Genomic DNA, 16,028 nt, shown 5'->3' on the forward strand with positions numbered 1-16,028 from the left:
ACCGACGTTTCGATTGCTCAAGAACTCGTTGTTTTCCAATGGAATTGCTACCGATGCGCTCAGACCAAGAGAGGGTCAGACCCCTTTTCGGATAGGTTCTTAGAAGTCGCTTCGTCGAAAGTAGACACAACTGAGCGTCATCATCAGCAGGATGAACAGAGAGCAACTCAGTACCGGTTCGAGAATTTTGTAACGTACCAGTTCGACGGGGCCAGATGCATCACGATGGAACTCGACGGACGTCTCGCCGCTAATGATTGCGGCGACCGTCCCGCCGAGTTCGCCGGTTTGCGGCGTCAGTGTGCGCAGCGGCGTCATCAAGTAGCGGTCGACTTGCCGCCACCGCGACACGTGTGGTCGAAGGAATCGTCGGATGCCAAAATGCTCGGCGTCCAAGAAATCAACCTGATCGAGATGGTGAGCCAGCACGATTTGATTTGATTTCGAGACATATTCAACGGTTTCAACCTTCTTGACCGGTATCTCTTTTTGCATGTCCCAGGTCTTGGCGACCGAATTCCATTCGAGGATCCGGCAACGTTTGTCACTGGTCAGCACGACGAACCGATCTTGATCCCCCAACGCGACCAAGGCAAGGCAGGTCAATTGCTGCGGCAGGGTCACCAATGCCTTTTCTTCGAGCGTCGCGGTCTCCAGCACGCGCAGTTCACTCGTCTGTGTGGCGACAACGACATGGCCGCCTCCGGTGGCCAGCGAGGCAAATCGCGGCAGTTCGTCAAAAAGCGTTTCTTCGGCGGTCCGTGTCCATGTTGCGGGGATGCCGGCATCGCGATTGCCGTGTAGCGAGAACAAGTCTTTGCCACTGAGGAACACCAAGCTGTCGCCCGACGAATCGATCGCAAACGTGCGAGGCGGATTGAGTGCAATCTCTTTCGGTAGGATGTTTTCGAAGCCCGCCGTGGGGACGCCCATCATGCTGGATAGTTTTGCCATCCAATCGGGTTGCGACGAAGGTGTGTTTTCAGCAGACGCGGAACTTTCGGGTTCAACCGACGCACCTTCGGATGCGTCCGGATCAGGAGCCACCCCTTGCAAGACCTTGGACTGCGACGTGATGGCCGCGCCGCTGGTGTTGACGGCCAACAAGTCATCGCCCGCGACCAAAAGCCTCGTTGTCGCGGTCGGCAATCGCAAGCTCGGTTGCGGGCGCCAGCGGTTCGGTTCGGTCAAAACCAACAAATCGAAGGCTCCCATGCCAAACACGTTCATGCGGCCGCCGACCACGCGTGCCGTTGCAATCGAGCCGTCGTCAAGAGTGACCGGAGGCAGGACACGGTCCGCGCCAAGCGCTTCGGATTCAAAGACCTCGTCCCACTGCTGTCCCGCTGCGTCCCACCGTAGCAAGCCTTCGCCTCGCGTGGTTGCGAACACCTCGTCGCCGCTGATTGCAAGATGTTTGAGCGAATCGGGGCGGCTCACGAAGACGTCAAAGAACCCGCCGATGAATCCCACAACCACACAGAAGGCTCCGAACATGCATGTCACACCAATTGCCAAAATCGGAGAACGCCAACGCAGTCCCGCGAACACCGAAACACTATAGAAAACAGCAAACACAAAGACCGAAACGGGAATACACAGCAACACACGAGCGTTCCACACATCGAGCCGAAGTCCCGAAATCAAGTACAGCCCAATCACCAATTGGATCACACAGAGACAGACGAAGGCGCAGCCACCGATGAATTTGCTGATCAGCAGCATCGATCGTGAGATGGGTTTGCTGAGCAGCAGATGCAGCGAACCGGGCTGGAGCATGTCGGGGACGATCGATGCGGTCACCAAGATTCCCAGAAAAACGAGAATGAACCCGAGCAACCAATTGATGATGGTCGGAAGGACCATTTGGTTGAGCACGATGCGGAACTGTGTTTTATCGATCGCCAAGCGGGCGGGGAAATCCATCCCGAAGTAGGTCAATCGGATCGAGCGAGCGGAACGGGATTGAAACACACCGGGTAACGCCGCTTCGATTCGAAGTCGCGTGCGTCGAGCTCGCAGCGAATCGCTCATCGCTTCGGCATCCATCGGGTCGAGTTCTCGAAGCTCGCGCAGCCGAACGGTCGACTGCCAGGCTACGGGGTCGTACCAGGTTTCGTCATCAAACAGTTCATTCAGCGAATCGGAGAGTTTGCTGAACCAAATCCGAACGTCTTCCCCCTCGCCCACTTGCCGCAGCTGCCGCTTCAGATCTTCGGACAGAGCCGCAGCAATTCGGCCGGCCGGTTTGGACGCTTGATTGGGGTCGACCAGACCTTGGGCGAGCATCGCCTTGAGCCGCGATGCGTTGTCGAGATCCCGGTCGAGAAACGTTGTCGTGTAGTCCTCGCGATATCCAATCGGCGATAACGCACCGAGCAGAATCCAGATCGCGACGAAAGCGATCCACAGAATTCGCGACGAGAGCGCAGCGTGAAACGAGTCGAGAATCACGGCGAGGTAGGGCCAAATCGGTTTCACGCCGGCGCCTCAAAGGGGGCGATCTCAATGTCCGCGGGTTCGGTCGGCGGAGCTTCACTCCCCTGCACTGCCTGCATGAAGGTCTCTTCAAGCGACGCGCGTTTGAGGACCAAGCCTCGCAGCGAAAGCCCCAAACCACGAATCCGGTCCACGGCGTCGTCGACTTGCTGTTGCGAGGTCAGCGGCAGTGAAAAATGTAGCGAGCTGGGGGAATCGGCGTTCGACGTTGCTGTCATCGGTCCGCCGCTGCGTGGTCCCAACTGCATTTGCGGAAACAGCGGCGAGAGCCGTGCCGCGAGCTGCCCGGCTCCCGCATCCGCATCGCTGACTTCGAACGCGACCTGCTGGAAACGATCGGATCGCGTCAGTTCATCAATACGACCGACGGCACAGATCTTTCCCTTTGCCATGATGGCAACGCGTGAACAGATGAGTTCGACTTCTTGCAGGATGTGGCTGTTTAAGAAAATGGTTTTTCCCGATTCTCTCAATCGATTGATCACAATCCGAACTTCGTTGCGACCGACGGGATCGAGGCCGTCGGTTGGCTCATCGAGCACCAGCAGGTCCGGGTCGTGCATCAATGCTTGAGCCAAACCGAGGCGTTGGTACATCCCCTTGCTGAATTGACGCACCGATTCGCGATCGCGTCCCCGGAGCCCAACGAGTTCGAGCAATTCGTCCGAACGTCGGGCGATCTCTGGCGATGCCATTCGGCTCATTCGTCCGTAGTATTTCAGGGCCGTACGGGCCGAATGGTGACGGTCGACACGAAGCGATTCTGGCAAGTAGCCGACTCGCATTCGCGCCGCGATGCTGCCGACCGGTTGTCCGAATAACGTCGCCGTCCCCGAAGAAGCCGTGACGACTCCGAGCAAGATTTTGATGAGCGTGGTTTTGCCGGCGCCGTTGGGACCGAGCAATCCAAACACTTCACCAGCGTCGGCGTGCAGCGAAACGCCACGAAGGGCCTCGACCGTGCTGCGGCCGCGCAGCGACCAGGGCGCATAGGTTTTCGTCAGTTCGTCAACCTGTACAACACTTTGGCCCGAATCGTGCCGCTCGGGATCGGACCGTGGTTGTTGAGAAGTCGGTGGGGCGAGAGAGATGGCGTTCACACTGACAAAATGCGAATCAGAAGGTAGGCGAGCCAAGTCGCCATGACCGCAATCAAACCGACTGCTAACCAGCGGTGAGCCGGTTGCCGCCAAGAGAGCGGGTGGACTTCGCGTTCATACAAATGGCGAAATCGTTCGCGTTGGGGTTCGGATTCGAAAACACCGTCATCGACCAATTCGTGAAGTCCGAACTGAACCGAATACTCGACCACGCCAAAGACGCTGTGGCGAAGGCGTTCGCCATCGACCCCGAGTCCTTCAAAGTACCAGAGTTGGTTGCCGAAGCACTGTTCGGTTTCAGGACGCTCGTCGACGCATCGCAACTGAACGATCTCACTATGATCGGGGCAGAAACGTGCCCGTGTCATTGCACGACCACAATCCAGGCGCACCTGTCGAATCGTTCGCTCAGAAAAACGTCTGGTCCTCGTATCCGCACCCATGGGCCGTTCTCCAACTTACCGCCAGGGAAAAAGGGTCGCCTCGTGAATATCATTATTGCCGGTTAGTCTACTAACGTCACCGGGATAATTGGTGAAAAATTCCCTTTGTGCTCCAGAAAAATGAGTTGCTGCCGACTTTTCGCTGTCGGGAAGCCGCAGCGATTGTGCTTTTTTTTCGGCGGAGCTCGTTTCCCATTTTAACCGTTTTTTGGGCTATTTCCCATGTTTGAACGCCGTTCTTTGACTGCACCGATCACGCTCGGTGTGGTCATGATCCTGATTGTGGTCGTGTTGACGGTCGTCTGGATTCTCGGCAACTGGCTGATCGCCCGCGGTGAACAGGCGTCCGCGCCTGTGTACTACACGATTTTGGCGACGGGGTCGGTGATGTTGGCGGCGATGTTGGCCGGGGTGATTGCTTATTTGACGTTGACGGTCAAGGCCTTCAATCTCAACCGGCGCCAATCGAATTTTATCGATGCGGTCACGCACGAATTGAAAAGCCCGATCGCGTCGCTGAAGCTGTACTTGCAAACACTGGCCCGCCGCAATGTGGACGAACAGCAGCAGAAGGATTTTCATCGTTTCATGCTCGAGGACGTTGAACGACTCGATTCACTGATCAACCATTTACTCGACGCCGCTCGGATCGAACGGGGCACCGAATCGATGGAGAAAGAGCCGATCCGGCTCGATCAGCTGTTGGCCCAATGCAGTTCCGCAGCCTGCTTGCGGTATCACGTGCCCGACGAGACGATTGAAGTCACGTGTGAGCCCCTTACCGTGCGGAGTCAGCCCGTTCAATTGGAAATTTTGTTTCGAAATTTGATCGATAATGCCGTCAAGTATGGAGGGACACCCCCCAGCGTGAAGATTCGGGCGGAAACGATCGATGATCACCAAGTGACCGTTTCGGTGATCGACAACGGGGCCGGAATTCCTGCGAACCAGAAACGGAAAGTGTTTGGTCGATTTGTCCGGTTGGGCAATGAGCTCGAACGGAGCCGTCCGGGCACCGGGCTCGGTTTGCATTTGGTCCGCAACGTCACCAAAGCGGTGGGGGGGATTGTGCGGATCATGGATCGACAACAAGGGACGGGAACTGAATTTGTCGTCACGCTTGGTGGGGTCGTGCCGACCGAAACCGACCTTCCGAAGAGCGAGAAACCGAAATCATGACGAGACCGCATATCCTGGTGGTTGAAGACGAAAAACACCTTGGTGTTGGCATCAAATACAACCTCGAAGCAGAGAATTATCGTGTCACCCTGGTCGAGGACGGTCCCACCGCACTTCGATTGGTCGATTCGGCGAGCGTTTCGATCGATCTGATTGTGCTCGATCTCATGTTGCCCGGAATGAGCGGCTACTCCGTTTGCGAATCGATCCGAAGTCAGGGCTTGGTGATCCCCGTTTTGATGTTGTCGGCTCGGACGCTCGCCGAAGATCGCACACGCGGCTTCGACGTGGGCGCGAATCAATACATGAGCAAGCCGTTTGAGTTGGACGAATTGCTGAGCCGGATCAAGAACCTGCTGCAGATCTCGGGGCGCGAAGCCGGAAACGTTGCGATCAAGAAGCCTCGTCCGGTGGTCGACCAGTTTCAATTTGGCGAGGTCAAAGTGGATTTCGAAACCCACGAAGTGATCGTGTCAGGCGCGACGGTGCGGATGACTCCCAAGGAACTGAAGCTGCTGCGGTACTTTGTCGAGAATCCGAATCGGGTGATTAGCCGTAACGAATTGTTGAGTGAGGTTTGGGGCGTCTCTGGAAATTTGCAAACGCGAGCGGTGGATCAATTCATTGCGAGATTGCGGAAGATCATCGAAGTGGAACCGAGTAGCCCCGTGCATTTGTTGACGATTCGAGATGCGGGTTACCGGTTTGTTGCCGACAGCCCTGCCCGCCCGAACTAAATCGCGGCAAGGCGCATAAAAAAAGCTCCCGGAAAGTACGTAATCCTAGGGGGGCGGAGGACAACGCGCTTCTGTTCCGGGAGCCGGTGGTTTGGCTCATAGGGAGTCAAGGATGGTTGGCTCGATCGGGTCGGACACATCCTTGTGTCGACCGACCGAACGCTTACATTGCAAAACCAAAGCCGCCGACGCAAGCCCACTTCCATGTGTTTTCAATTCGACGCGTTCCGCAGCACCCAATCATGGGGCCAATGCAGGATCGTCTCAGTTTTGCAGTGCCATACGCTTTGCTTCAGATGACTGTTGCTCAGCGATGGGCGAAGAATAGGGGCAACCGTCGGGTTCGGTCAAGACGAGTTTTCTTAGAAAAAGAGATCAGCCTTTTTCGTTCGATTTGGGGCCTACAATCTTGGAAATGGCTCGAATGAAGTCGTTGGCGTCATCGAATTCGCGGTAAACACTGGCAAATCGGATGTAAGCGACCTCGTCTAAATCGGCGAGATGCCGCAGCACGATATCACCAATCTGTGCGGCGGTGACTTCGGAATCGAAGGATTCGTAAATTTCGGCCTCGATGCTTTGGACCACCTGCTCGATTTTCGAGCTCTGAATGGGGCGTTTGGAACAGGCGCGTTCGACACCGCGGCGGATTTTTTCGCGGTCAAGCGGTTCGCGTGTCTGGTCGCTTTTGACGACCCGAACGTTCAGTTGTTCCAATTTTTCGAGCGTCGAAAACCGCCGATGGCAGGACGAACAGATCCGTTTGCGTCGAACCATGTAGCCGCCCTCGGCCGCTCGAGTGTCGAGGACACGGTCATTGTCAACGTGACAGTAGGGGCATCGCATGATGGTGGTTCGATGACGGGAAGCGGCTGGGCCAGTATATTATCGGATAACTCAACCAATTGAAAGGAAAACAATCCATGTCGAATTCGGAACAAGCAAAGGACGAAGCCGGTAGCGATGATTCTGCGAAGCAACACGGTTCGAAGCAACACGGTTCAGACGAACCGGTTTCTTCCACGGGGACGCCCGCGAATGCGGAGGAATCGGCTGCCTCAAAGTTTCGTCAACACGTTGCTTCGAAACAGTCCGATCTGGACGACTATGAGCCCGAAGAGAACCTTTGGAGTGGACGGTACAGCTCCAAAGCGATGTTGGGGTCCTGGATCGCCATGGTCGCCGCCTCGATCGTGGTCCTGATGCTGCCGTTTTTCGTGAGTTCCTTCCCGCTGTGGTTGTCCGGAGTGCTCTTGATCTTGATCTGGGTGATCGGGGTTTTGATCTATGCGTGGCGTCGGCTAGGGTTCCATTACCAATTGACGACGCAGCGTTTTATTCACAAAACCGGGATCATCACGCAGCGAACCGACCGAATCGAAGTGATCGACATTGATGATGTCAGCTTCACGCAAGGCCCGGTTCAGCGTATGTTCGGGGTGGGCACGATTCGCTTGACCGGCAGCGATCGCACGCATCCGGAACTTTCGATGTTGGGCATTTCCAACGTCAGCGAGGTGGCGGGGCTGATTGACGACATTCGGCGAAAAGAGCGCCGACGTCGCAGTTTGCACATCGAGTCGATATAATAGCGATTCTGGGGCGGAAGCCCGATTTTTCGTCGAGCGATTCGCTTGACGGCAGTTCTTTTTTCTGAGTCTGGTTGAGAGGGAATCGGCGTGGCCGAATGGTATATCCAGCAGTCAGACACGGTCGAGGACATCGGTCCCCTTCGGCCTGTTGAATTGTTGAAGATGGTTCGTAGCGGCGATGTCACACCGGAAACGCAAATTCGCAAAGGCGATTCGGCTTGGTTCAGCGCGTCCGAGGTGGGGGGGCTCTTTGAAGCAGCCATGCGGCCGACGATCGAGTATTTTTGTCCGCAATGCGAACGACCGGTCCACGAACCGCCCGTGGTGTGTGCCTATTGTGGCCGCGAGATTCATCGCGCGTTGACGAAGATCACCGAGAACACGATCGCTGGCGGAGCGAAACGATCGAAGGTTGACCAGCCAGGGAAATCGGTCCAACAGTGGCTCAAAAGCAAGATGCTTCGCCGCGACGAAGAAAACGAAGAAGGGACAGGCTAATCAACCTGTCCCCTCGAAAAAGCTCATCGGAGATCGCTGTGCGAGCTACCAGATGTACTCAGCACCGACCGAAAAACCTTGGATGGTCAAACTGTCGTAGTCGTAGCTTGGCTGACCAACCGGGTTTGCGTTGACAAAGTTGTTGATCGAGGTGTCGTCCAAGCCGCCGTAGTTGACGTCTTCGACTGCGATCAAGTAATACGAACTTCGAACGGTCCATGAGTGGGTCAATCGGTACAACAACGTGGCTTCCAACTCGCCCATCACGGTCGTGTCGCGTTCGGTGTCATCGATCACGACCGTTCCCGGTGTTGCGACAGGATTAAGCGAGTTGGCGGTCAAGACGGTGCGACGCTCGATATCGTTTTGCATCCATGCCAACTTGGCTCCGAAACCAAGGTTCACACCGGCAACCAGGTTGTACCAGACGTCGAAACCCGCTTGAGGGCCGAACAATCGGTTCTTGTTGCGATCGTTGGATGAAAAGTATCGTGGCAAGTTGGCGTTGACGGTGTTGTTGTTTTCGCCGAGTGCCGAATAGATCAGTCCGTCGGTGTAGCGTAGGTGCCGAAGACCGACCAACCATGAACCTTGGAAGCGGCAGTAAGGGCCCATGGTACGTCGACGATAATTCAATTCAAAACTATCGAAGTCGCTTTCGACGTTAATGGATTGAACCAGCGAGCGGTCGGTATCATCGTAACCGTTGTTGGGGTCGGTGCCGAATGCACTGATGTACGAGAACAAGCCCGCGTTGGGGTCCGAAACACTCGCACTGCCGCCCCAATCTTGTCCGCCCATGTAGGTGAACTCGAGGTTGCCGCCGGCACCGAAGATCATCGCCGCCGAAAGACGCATCCCTGCTTCGAGGTCACCACCGTCGGCGTCATCGAGGCTCAAAACACGTGGGCCATTGATCCCCAGCGAGGTGACGTCGCGGCCGCTGCCACCGCTGCCGTGTCCCAAGAACAAGGCTTCGGCGGACAAGTCGTACCAACGAAGTGCACACCGACCCGCATCTTGATAAGGAGCGAGATTGGCCAAGCAGCCTAGCAAATAGCCGCGGCCAAGGAATTGGCAGGCACTGCATCCATCCCCTTGGCAAAACAAGCACATGTGCCGGAGATTCGACAGGCCACCACAGCTTGGGCAGCCTTCTTGGGCACACCCGCCGCAACCGTCCGAAGCACAGCCAAGACGACCGAGCAAACCGCCTTCGCCGAGGACTCGGCAACTCAGGCAACCGCATCGGCCACCACATCCGAGCCCATCGCAGCCACTGCCACAACGATCACAGCCGTAGCCGGTGTCGCCATAAGGCATCGCGCCGTATCCGCTCATGTCCCCATAGACATTGGGATCGCCATAAGCAACGGGGCTACCACAGTTGCCCGTGCTGCAACCGCCGCCGTTGTAGCCCACGGGCATCACGGGGCCTTGGTACATTTGTGGAGGAACCATGCCCGCCGGGGTCACGTAGCCGCTTCCCTCATAGTCGGCGTCTGCATGAACGACTCGCGGCGGCTGGGCATGCGCGGGTGGCAAGCCAGCGTAGATCGCAAGGACCGCTGTGGCAATAAGTGTCAGGCAAGTCGATTTCGGTGGAATCATTCGGTGCATTGCAAACGTCTCCGCGGCGTCACGCCGCCTCGCTATCGGCCGGTGGTTCAAGAGCGGGAACGATTGCACTGATACGGAAAGCCGCTTTCCGCATGCATTCGATGACTTTCTCTCCGCGACCCTTGCGGCGAAAGCCTCTGGAAAACCAAAGCGTTCAAGCGTTCGCCGAAACGAATCGCCCACTTTGGTTCCCCTTTTCCCCCTCTGTTTGGCTCTGAAGGTGTCACCTTGCCAAGCGGCATGGCGGCCAAAGCGATAAAAAACGTACGTTCCCATCGTTCGGCACAACTCCTTCACGCGGATTTATCGGCACAACCTGCCGCCAAGATTTGGTTATTCCGCTCGATCCGAGTAGGAAAAGTTTCCGGCGTGGCAAATGAGGAGAGCAAGGCGAGTTGTAGGGAAGGCCAGATGACAGATGACAGATGACAGATGACAGATGACAGATGACAGATGACAGATGACAGATGACAGATGACAGGTGACAGATGACAGGTGACAGGTGACAGGTGACAGGTGACAGGAGGAATCCAAGTCAACCTATTCCCGATTCCCACCTTCTGGCATCGTCAGCAGCGGCTGGTCGCCGTCGGGCCAGCGGACGTAGAGCTCGCAGCGGATCTTGCCGTCCTGTTTTAGCTCGGCAACCATCGTCTGCAACTGCGCCACGCGCGTGGACAGCGTTTCGCTCCATTCGATCGATGACTTCAATTGGTCTCGTTGCGTTCTCAGCTGACGACGCTGTGTCGAATCGGCGTGTTCGTACCATGCTTCGATTTGGTCTTGTAGCCGAGCAAATTGGTCATTGCGAGCAAGCAATTGGTTTGCCAGCCGCTGGATTCCGGGTTCGGTAAACGTTTGCCAAGGCAAGGAAGGGTCGAGCCGAGCGGCGTGGCGGATCTCGCACGACAATTTGCGGGTGCAGTGGACGTTGAACAGGATTGCGATTTGCACCTGCTCAAACTCCGGGTTTGACAACACCGCCAACGATCGAGCCCGACGTAGATGGTCCGGCTTGGGCGGTTCCATCCATCCAAGTTCGATCGTCTCAGGTAGATCCAATTGCAACGACAACCGAGTCACTTGGGGCAGCACCGCTGCGCCTAAGTCCCAGCTCGGCCGGTAATCGGATTGGTCAAACACCATTGACCACGGATCGGCCTCGATTCCCGCTCGTAGGTAGGCGGCGTTGCCGTGTTCATCTCGCAAACGGCCATGCTGCAGCAGTGCGGCCACGGTACTGTCTTTGGCCTGGGGCGACCAACCAAACACGAGTTCTTGTTGGTCGCGAGTCAATGAGGCGATTTCGAGTTTCCGGCGACAATCATGGATCACATGATGGCCAGCCGATTCGTCGTTGTTCAATTCCACGGCGACATCGATCGGGAATTGCAGCGATAGCGTGTTGGGCGAAAGGTGGCCGATTCTTGCCCTCTTGTTTTCGTCCGTTGCCTCGGGCAACGCCACCGCTGCGACCGCTGCGATACGAATGGATTGGGGCGTTTCCGTTACCTCGGCGTCCGAATCCGCGCGGAAAGCCGTGGCAGGTTTCGCATCGACATCGGCGCTGATTTCGTGTTCCGTCGCACGGAGCAAGTATTTTTCAACATCCGTCTCTCGATCGAGCGGACTGGAAACTGCCGGCAACAGATTCTCGATCGATAGGATCGGCTGTAGATCGATCAACGGCTCGGAGCCGTTTGGGTCGAGCGGCTTGGAGTCAAACGTTTCCAGTCGCATCGTAAGGTCGTCACTCGCGATAGGATCTGCTGTTTGGGTGGGAAGGGATTGCGAAGCTTGTGACGAGGGAAACGGGCTGGGGGTCGCGCGAGCGGAACGTTCCGAAGGTACCCGCGTTTTGAGTATCGTCACGACCACGCCGCCAACGATCAGCAGCGATGCCGCGACCACCCATCGTCGCTTTGCCGCAAGGACCTTTTGGGGGGGTGAAAGATCCGCGACCCCTGTGGCGGCATCGGCAGAATCAAAGCCGGGCTTTGCTGCAGCGATTTCGGTCGGTTGGGGGACGTTGTCTGCGGCCGTGCTGGCAAGCACCGCTGCGCGGAAGGATGCGATTTGTGCTCGGCTGGAGCCACGGATCGAGAGCGTTGAGCGGGGGGCCGATGGGCAAGGATAGCACGCAGATTGGTAGCAAAGTTCTCCTTGCGTCCCGATGGACCATAGCGACAAGTCGATCGGGGGAAACGCCTCGTCGTGGTGTTTTTCCCAATCGATCGCCGCGTCGCGAAGTTGGTCGCACCAAGTATCGACGACCGATTCCGGAGGCTCACCGAGTCGATCGATCAGGTCTGCAATCGTTTCGGTCGGTGAAGCAGGCATGGATGGCTCGGGCATTCTTTGGGAAGGGGCCGATGCCATCCATCGTACCGCGCCGTCGCACTTGGGGGCCGTCGCACTTGGGGGCGGGGGCACACCCTGTTGCAATTCTCAACAGATGGTGCAAAACGAACCAAGCAAGATGAGGCAATGCGGGCGGCGGACGCGCCTCGTGCGCCCGCCCCCCGCATCAAGCCCATTTGCCGGATCGAATGCGTCAACGAAGTCTCAAAATGTGGCCGTTTTGGGGAAAAACGGCCACGGCACTTTGTCGCCGAACTCGAATCCTGGCAAACCAATCGACCGGCTTTAGAGCCGTCGACGATGAAAGTCAGATGCATTTTGTGGGCCAACGGGGCTCTGAGTTTTTTCAGCGGAGCGGTTTTGATGCGAACCACCCGCTCTCCGAGCGCATGTATTCCAGCAAAAAACGGCCGCTGGCGGGTTGCCGCTCAAGAAGGATTGCGCCGGAGTTCAAGAATTCACAGCCTCAACGGTTGGGTGATCCGCTGACAGCAGCCATTTCTTCGAGTAAAACTCGTCGGGTTCTCGACGCGGACCGCCTTTCCTGTTCCCACGTTCCTCTCGCAAGTCAAACGGGCTGTTTTGAATTATCCGCTGCTGTTCCGAGTGCTTGGTTCCATTTGTCTGCTGATTGGCGGTTCGATGAGCTTTTGCTTGCCGTTCGCGTTCCCGACGCTTGCGGATCGGACTTACTTGCCTGCCGCGACAGCGATGGAGGCGCAGGCGATCCGAGGGTTGCTGATGAGCATGGTCATCAGCATGGTTGCCGGGGCGGTGTTGTTGCTGATTGGACGCCGACATCGTGGTGGGCCGTTGTATCAAAAAGAGGCGATGGCCATCGTGGGTCTCAGCTGGGTGTTGGCCACCATGCTTGGGGCGCTGCCGTTTTATTTAAGCGGGACGCAAATCGCCGCCGGCCAACCGATTACGTTCGTCGAAGCGATGTTCGAATCGCAATCGGGCTTTAGCACGACCGGTGCCACGGTGTTAACCGATTTGGAAACGCCCGAGTTGGTTCCTCACTGTATCTTGTTCTGGCGATCGTGGACCCACTTTCTCGGTGGGCTCGGCATTGTGGTGTTGTTCGTCGCGATCCTCGGTCAAGGGTCGGCAGGCAAAGCGATGATGCGCGCCGAGATGCCGGGACCGACCAAAGAAGGCAGTATGCCGCGGATGCAGCACACGGCGCTTGTCTTTGCCGCGATCTACGTGGCGCTCAACGTGATTTTGACGGTCATCTATTTCCTCGAAGGCATGTCGCCCTTCGATTCGTTGTGCCATGCCTTTGGAACGATGGCTACGGGCGGTTTTAGCACTTACAACCGCAGCCTCGGTCGTTTCGAAAGTGTCACGATCGAATACACCACGATCGTGTTCATGATTCTGGCGGGAACCAACTTCACGGTGCTTTACCTGACACTGCTCGGTGGACCCAAAAAGCTGTTTCGCGATGTCGAGTTTCGAACGTTTCTTGGATTCATCGCCGCCGTCACGGCGGGAGTCGTCTTCTTTGGGATGCAGGCGGAAGATGTTGGTTTTGGTTCGATCGCCAGTTCCGTGCGCTACGGTTTGTTCCAAGTGGTCTCGGTGATCACGACGACTGGCTATGGCACCGCCGACTTTGATGGATGGAACAACTTTGGTCGCGGGATCTTGTTGCTCTTGATGTTCGTCGGTGGATGTGCCGGCAGCACCGGTGGCGGGTTGAAGGTGATTCGTCACATTCTGTTTTATAAGATCCTTCGCCAAGAGATTGAGAAAGCTCATCGACCGCGTGTCGTCCGCCCGCTTCGCGTTGGCGGGGCGACCGTCGATGATCCCAACTTGGCCCATGGGATTGTCGTTTACTTTTCAATGATTTTGGCAATCTTTGTCTTCTCCTGGCTGATTCTGATCACCTTCGAACCGAGCAGCACGTGGGGCGTGGTGGCCGAGGAAGCGATCGCGGAGTACGAAGAAACGCAGCCCCAAGAGGCGGTGGACCGGATCGAGCAGTCGAAACAGGAGATCGAAGCATTGATGGACCACGGGACGCTGGACGAAAAACTGCTCGATTCGGCAAGTGCCGTTGCGGCAACGCTCAACAATATCGGTCCAGGACTCGGTGTGGTTGGGGCGACCCAAAACTATGCTCGGTTCAGCCAGGGCGCGAAATTGCTGTTTGTTTGGCTCATGATGCTCGGGCGTGTAGAGGTTTTTAGTGTGCTCGTGCTGATTTTCCCAGGTTTTTGGCGCCGGATTTGATTCGCATTTCGGCCAAGGAGGTGGCCCAAGTCTCAGCGACTTCGGCGGCGCTGGTAGAATGCTGGGATCGAAGCTCCGTATGGCCGATCACCGGTCAAAGCCGGAATGCCAGCGCCCACTCTTCCTTACCACGACCGAGATTCCCAGGAACGAACCATGCGTGGACGATACCTCTTTCCCCTTTCGATCCTGTTGGCGATCCGTTTGGCGGTCGTCAGCTGCGTTGGCCAAGATGATCGTGCGGAGAGGGATCAACCGCCCCAGCCCTCTCGTCGTGCGGTGATCATCCCGCTGCACGAAGACATCAATCCGCTCAGCGGGGCGCTATTGGAACGGAAATTCGACGAAGCGGTCGAGTCCGGCGTCGATGTCGTGATCTTTGATATCAATAGCCCCGGCGGTTTCACCACGGTGACGTTCGAGTTGATGGACATGGTGCTCGATGCCAAGAAGGTCGAAACGGTCGCATGGATCGAAAAGGATGCAATCAGCGGGGCGGCATTGTTCGCGTTGTCCTGTGACCGCATCCTGATGGCTCCCGATGCCCGGATGGGGGACGCCGGTGAGATTGTGATGGGAGCCGACGGTGCCTTTCGCTACACCGAGGCGAAAAGCCGCAGTGTGCTTGCGCAAAAGGTCCGCGACACCGCCGCTGCGACAGGACGGCCGATGGCATTGGCGGAGAAGATGACCGACAAAGACATGGTGGTGTTCAAAGCGACCTACAAAGAAGACGGAACGGTGCGCTACTTCAGCGACAAGGAATGGGTCGCAATGGAGGACCAGGACGAGTGGAACAAGGGTCCGCCGGTTCGCGAAGCCGGCAAAGAGATGTTCTTTACCGCCAATGGACGCCGAGCGGTGGAGTTGGGCATCGCCGATCAAACCATCGAGAGTCGGGACGAGCTTGCGGCGGCGCTGAACGTGTCCGAGCCGATTCCTGTCATTGAACGATCGTGGGTGGATACACTTGTCTTCATACTGAATTCCGGTTTTGTCACCTTCCTGTTGATCGTGATTGGTTTAGTCGCGTTGGTGGTGGAATTGAGTGCTCCAGGTTTGGGGGTCGGCGGGCTGACGTCCGTACTCTGTTTTGGGCTGTTCTTTTGGAGCCGTTTTCTCGGTGGCACCTCCGGATGGCTCGAGGTGACGTTGTTCCTCGTCGGGGTTCTGTTTATCGGTGCGGAATTGTTCGTGATTCCAGGATTTGGGATCGCGGGTGTCGGCGGCATTGTGTTGATGCTTGGATCGTTGGTGATGGCGTCACGTCGTTTTGTGTTGCCGCAAAACAGCGAAGAGCTGACGGGTCTTGGGATGGACGTTTTGACGGTATTGAGCGCGTTCGCGGTGTTTCTGTTGGCGCTGCTGTTTATCGCCCAATACATCGGTGAGATCCCGGGGCTCGGTCGGTTGACGCTGAAGCCAACGATTGCGATCGATGGCATTTCCGTTGCAGATGCGGCCAATGCTGCATCGCTGCCGGGATGGCAACGCGTCGAGATTGGCAGCTTCGGTGAAGCGGTTTCGCCACTGCGTCCCGGTGGCCGCATTCAAGTCGACAACGACTTCACGGTGGACGTCGTCACCGAAGGCGACTTCATTGAGACGGGGACTCAAGTCAAAGTGGTTGGCAAGCAGGGCGCCAAAGTGATCGTACGGGCGGTGTAGGGATCCGCGCGAACCGCAGCATAGGCGGACTCCCGATTTCTCAACGGTTGTCGATGCGACCTTCGGGCTTCTCTAGGCCCACTTAAG

12 protein-coding genes are annotated in these 16,028 nt (G+C 56.8%); 6 read left to right on the top strand and 6 right to left on the bottom strand.

What is annotated here, in order from left to right; translation table 11 throughout:
* Positions 1-99: 99 nt before the first annotated feature.
* The 3 genes from Poly41_RS05550 to Poly41_RS05560 are packed head-to-tail and all read right to left on the bottom strand — an operon-like array spanning position 100 to position 3,967.
* Positions 100-2,481, bottom strand: a complete 2,382-nt coding sequence (locus Poly41_RS05550; RefSeq protein ID WP_146524839.1) for an ABC transporter permease — start codon at positions 2,479-2,481, stop codon at positions 100-102.
* Entirely contained in the window at positions 2,478-3,599 is a 1,122-nt protein-coding gene (locus tag Poly41_RS05555; RefSeq protein ID WP_146524840.1) for an ABC transporter ATP-binding protein, read from the bottom strand. Before Poly41_RS05555 ends, Poly41_RS05550 begins: the two co-directional genes overlap by 4 nt.
* On the bottom strand, positions 3,596-3,967 hold the full coding sequence (locus Poly41_RS05560; protein ID WP_231615421.1) for a hypothetical protein: 372 nt from the start codon (positions 3,965-3,967) through the stop codon (positions 3,596-3,598). Before Poly41_RS05560 ends, Poly41_RS05555 begins: the two co-directional genes overlap by 4 nt.
* Positions 3,968-4,264: 297 nt before the next feature.
* Here Poly41_RS05560 and Poly41_RS05565 point away from each other — a divergent pair, with 297 nt between their 5' ends.
* Together Poly41_RS05565 and Poly41_RS05570 are read left to right on the top strand one after the other, a co-directional pair.
* Positions 4,265-5,221 carry a sensor histidine kinase gene (locus Poly41_RS05565; RefSeq protein WP_146524842.1) on the top strand — a complete coding sequence of 319 codons (957 nt, stop codon included), beginning with the start codon at positions 4,265-4,267 and terminating at the stop codon, positions 5,219-5,221.
* Positions 5,218-5,958, top strand: coding sequence for a response regulator transcription factor (locus tag Poly41_RS05570; RefSeq protein WP_146524843.1), 741 nt, complete (start codon positions 5,218-5,220; stop codon positions 5,956-5,958). The genes Poly41_RS05565 and Poly41_RS05570 overlap by 4 nt, the downstream gene beginning before the upstream one ends.
* A gap of 375 nt (positions 5,959-6,333) precedes the next feature.
* Here Poly41_RS05570 and nrdR read toward each other — a convergent pair whose 3' ends face one another.
* Entirely contained in the window at positions 6,334-6,804 is a 471-nt protein-coding gene (gene nrdR / locus Poly41_RS05575) for a transcriptional regulator NrdR (protein ID WP_146524844.1), read from the bottom strand.
* A 77-nt stretch (positions 6,805-6,881) separates the two neighbouring features.
* Between nrdR and Poly41_RS05580 the strand changes: the two genes are divergently transcribed.
* Positions 6,882-7,547 carry a PH domain-containing protein gene (locus Poly41_RS05580; RefSeq protein WP_146524845.1) on the top strand — a complete coding sequence of 222 codons (666 nt, stop codon included), beginning with the start codon at positions 6,882-6,884 and terminating at the stop codon, positions 7,545-7,547.
* Positions 7,548-7,637: 90 nt separating this feature from the next.
* Positions 7,638-8,048 carry a DUF4339 domain-containing protein gene (locus tag Poly41_RS05585; protein ID WP_146524846.1) on the top strand — a complete coding sequence of 137 codons (411 nt, stop codon included), beginning with the start codon at positions 7,638-7,640 and terminating at the stop codon, positions 8,046-8,048.
* A 45-nt stretch (positions 8,049-8,093) separates the two neighbouring features.
* On the opposite strand, the gene Poly41_RS33840 is transcribed toward Poly41_RS05585, so the two are convergent.
* Positions 8,094-9,668, bottom strand: coding sequence for a hypothetical protein (locus Poly41_RS33840; RefSeq protein ID WP_197231081.1), 1,575 nt, complete (start codon positions 9,666-9,668; stop codon positions 8,094-8,096).
* A gap of 540 nt (positions 9,669-10,208) precedes the next feature.
* A complete protein-coding gene (locus tag Poly41_RS05595) occupies positions 10,209-12,008 on the bottom strand; it encodes a hypothetical protein (protein ID WP_146524847.1) in 1,800 nt (599 codons plus the stop codon).
* 663 nt (positions 12,009-12,671) lie between these two features.
* Here Poly41_RS05595 and Poly41_RS05600 point away from each other — a divergent pair.
* Together Poly41_RS05600 and Poly41_RS05605 are read left to right on the top strand one after the other, a co-directional pair.
* Positions 12,672-14,273, top strand: a complete 1,602-nt coding sequence (locus Poly41_RS05600; RefSeq protein ID WP_315853718.1) for a TrkH family potassium uptake protein — start codon at positions 12,672-12,674, stop codon at positions 14,271-14,273.
* 156 nt (positions 14,274-14,429) lie between these two features.
* Positions 14,430-15,941, top strand: a complete 1,512-nt coding sequence (locus Poly41_RS05605) for an NfeD family protein (RefSeq protein WP_146524849.1) — start codon at positions 14,430-14,432, stop codon at positions 15,939-15,941.
* Positions 15,942-16,028 lie beyond the last annotated feature (87 nt).

This window comes from Novipirellula artificiosorum (genome assembly GCF_007860135.1).
Lineage (GTDB): Bacteria > Planctomycetota > Planctomycetia > Pirellulales > Pirellulaceae > Novipirellula_A > Novipirellula_A artificiosorum.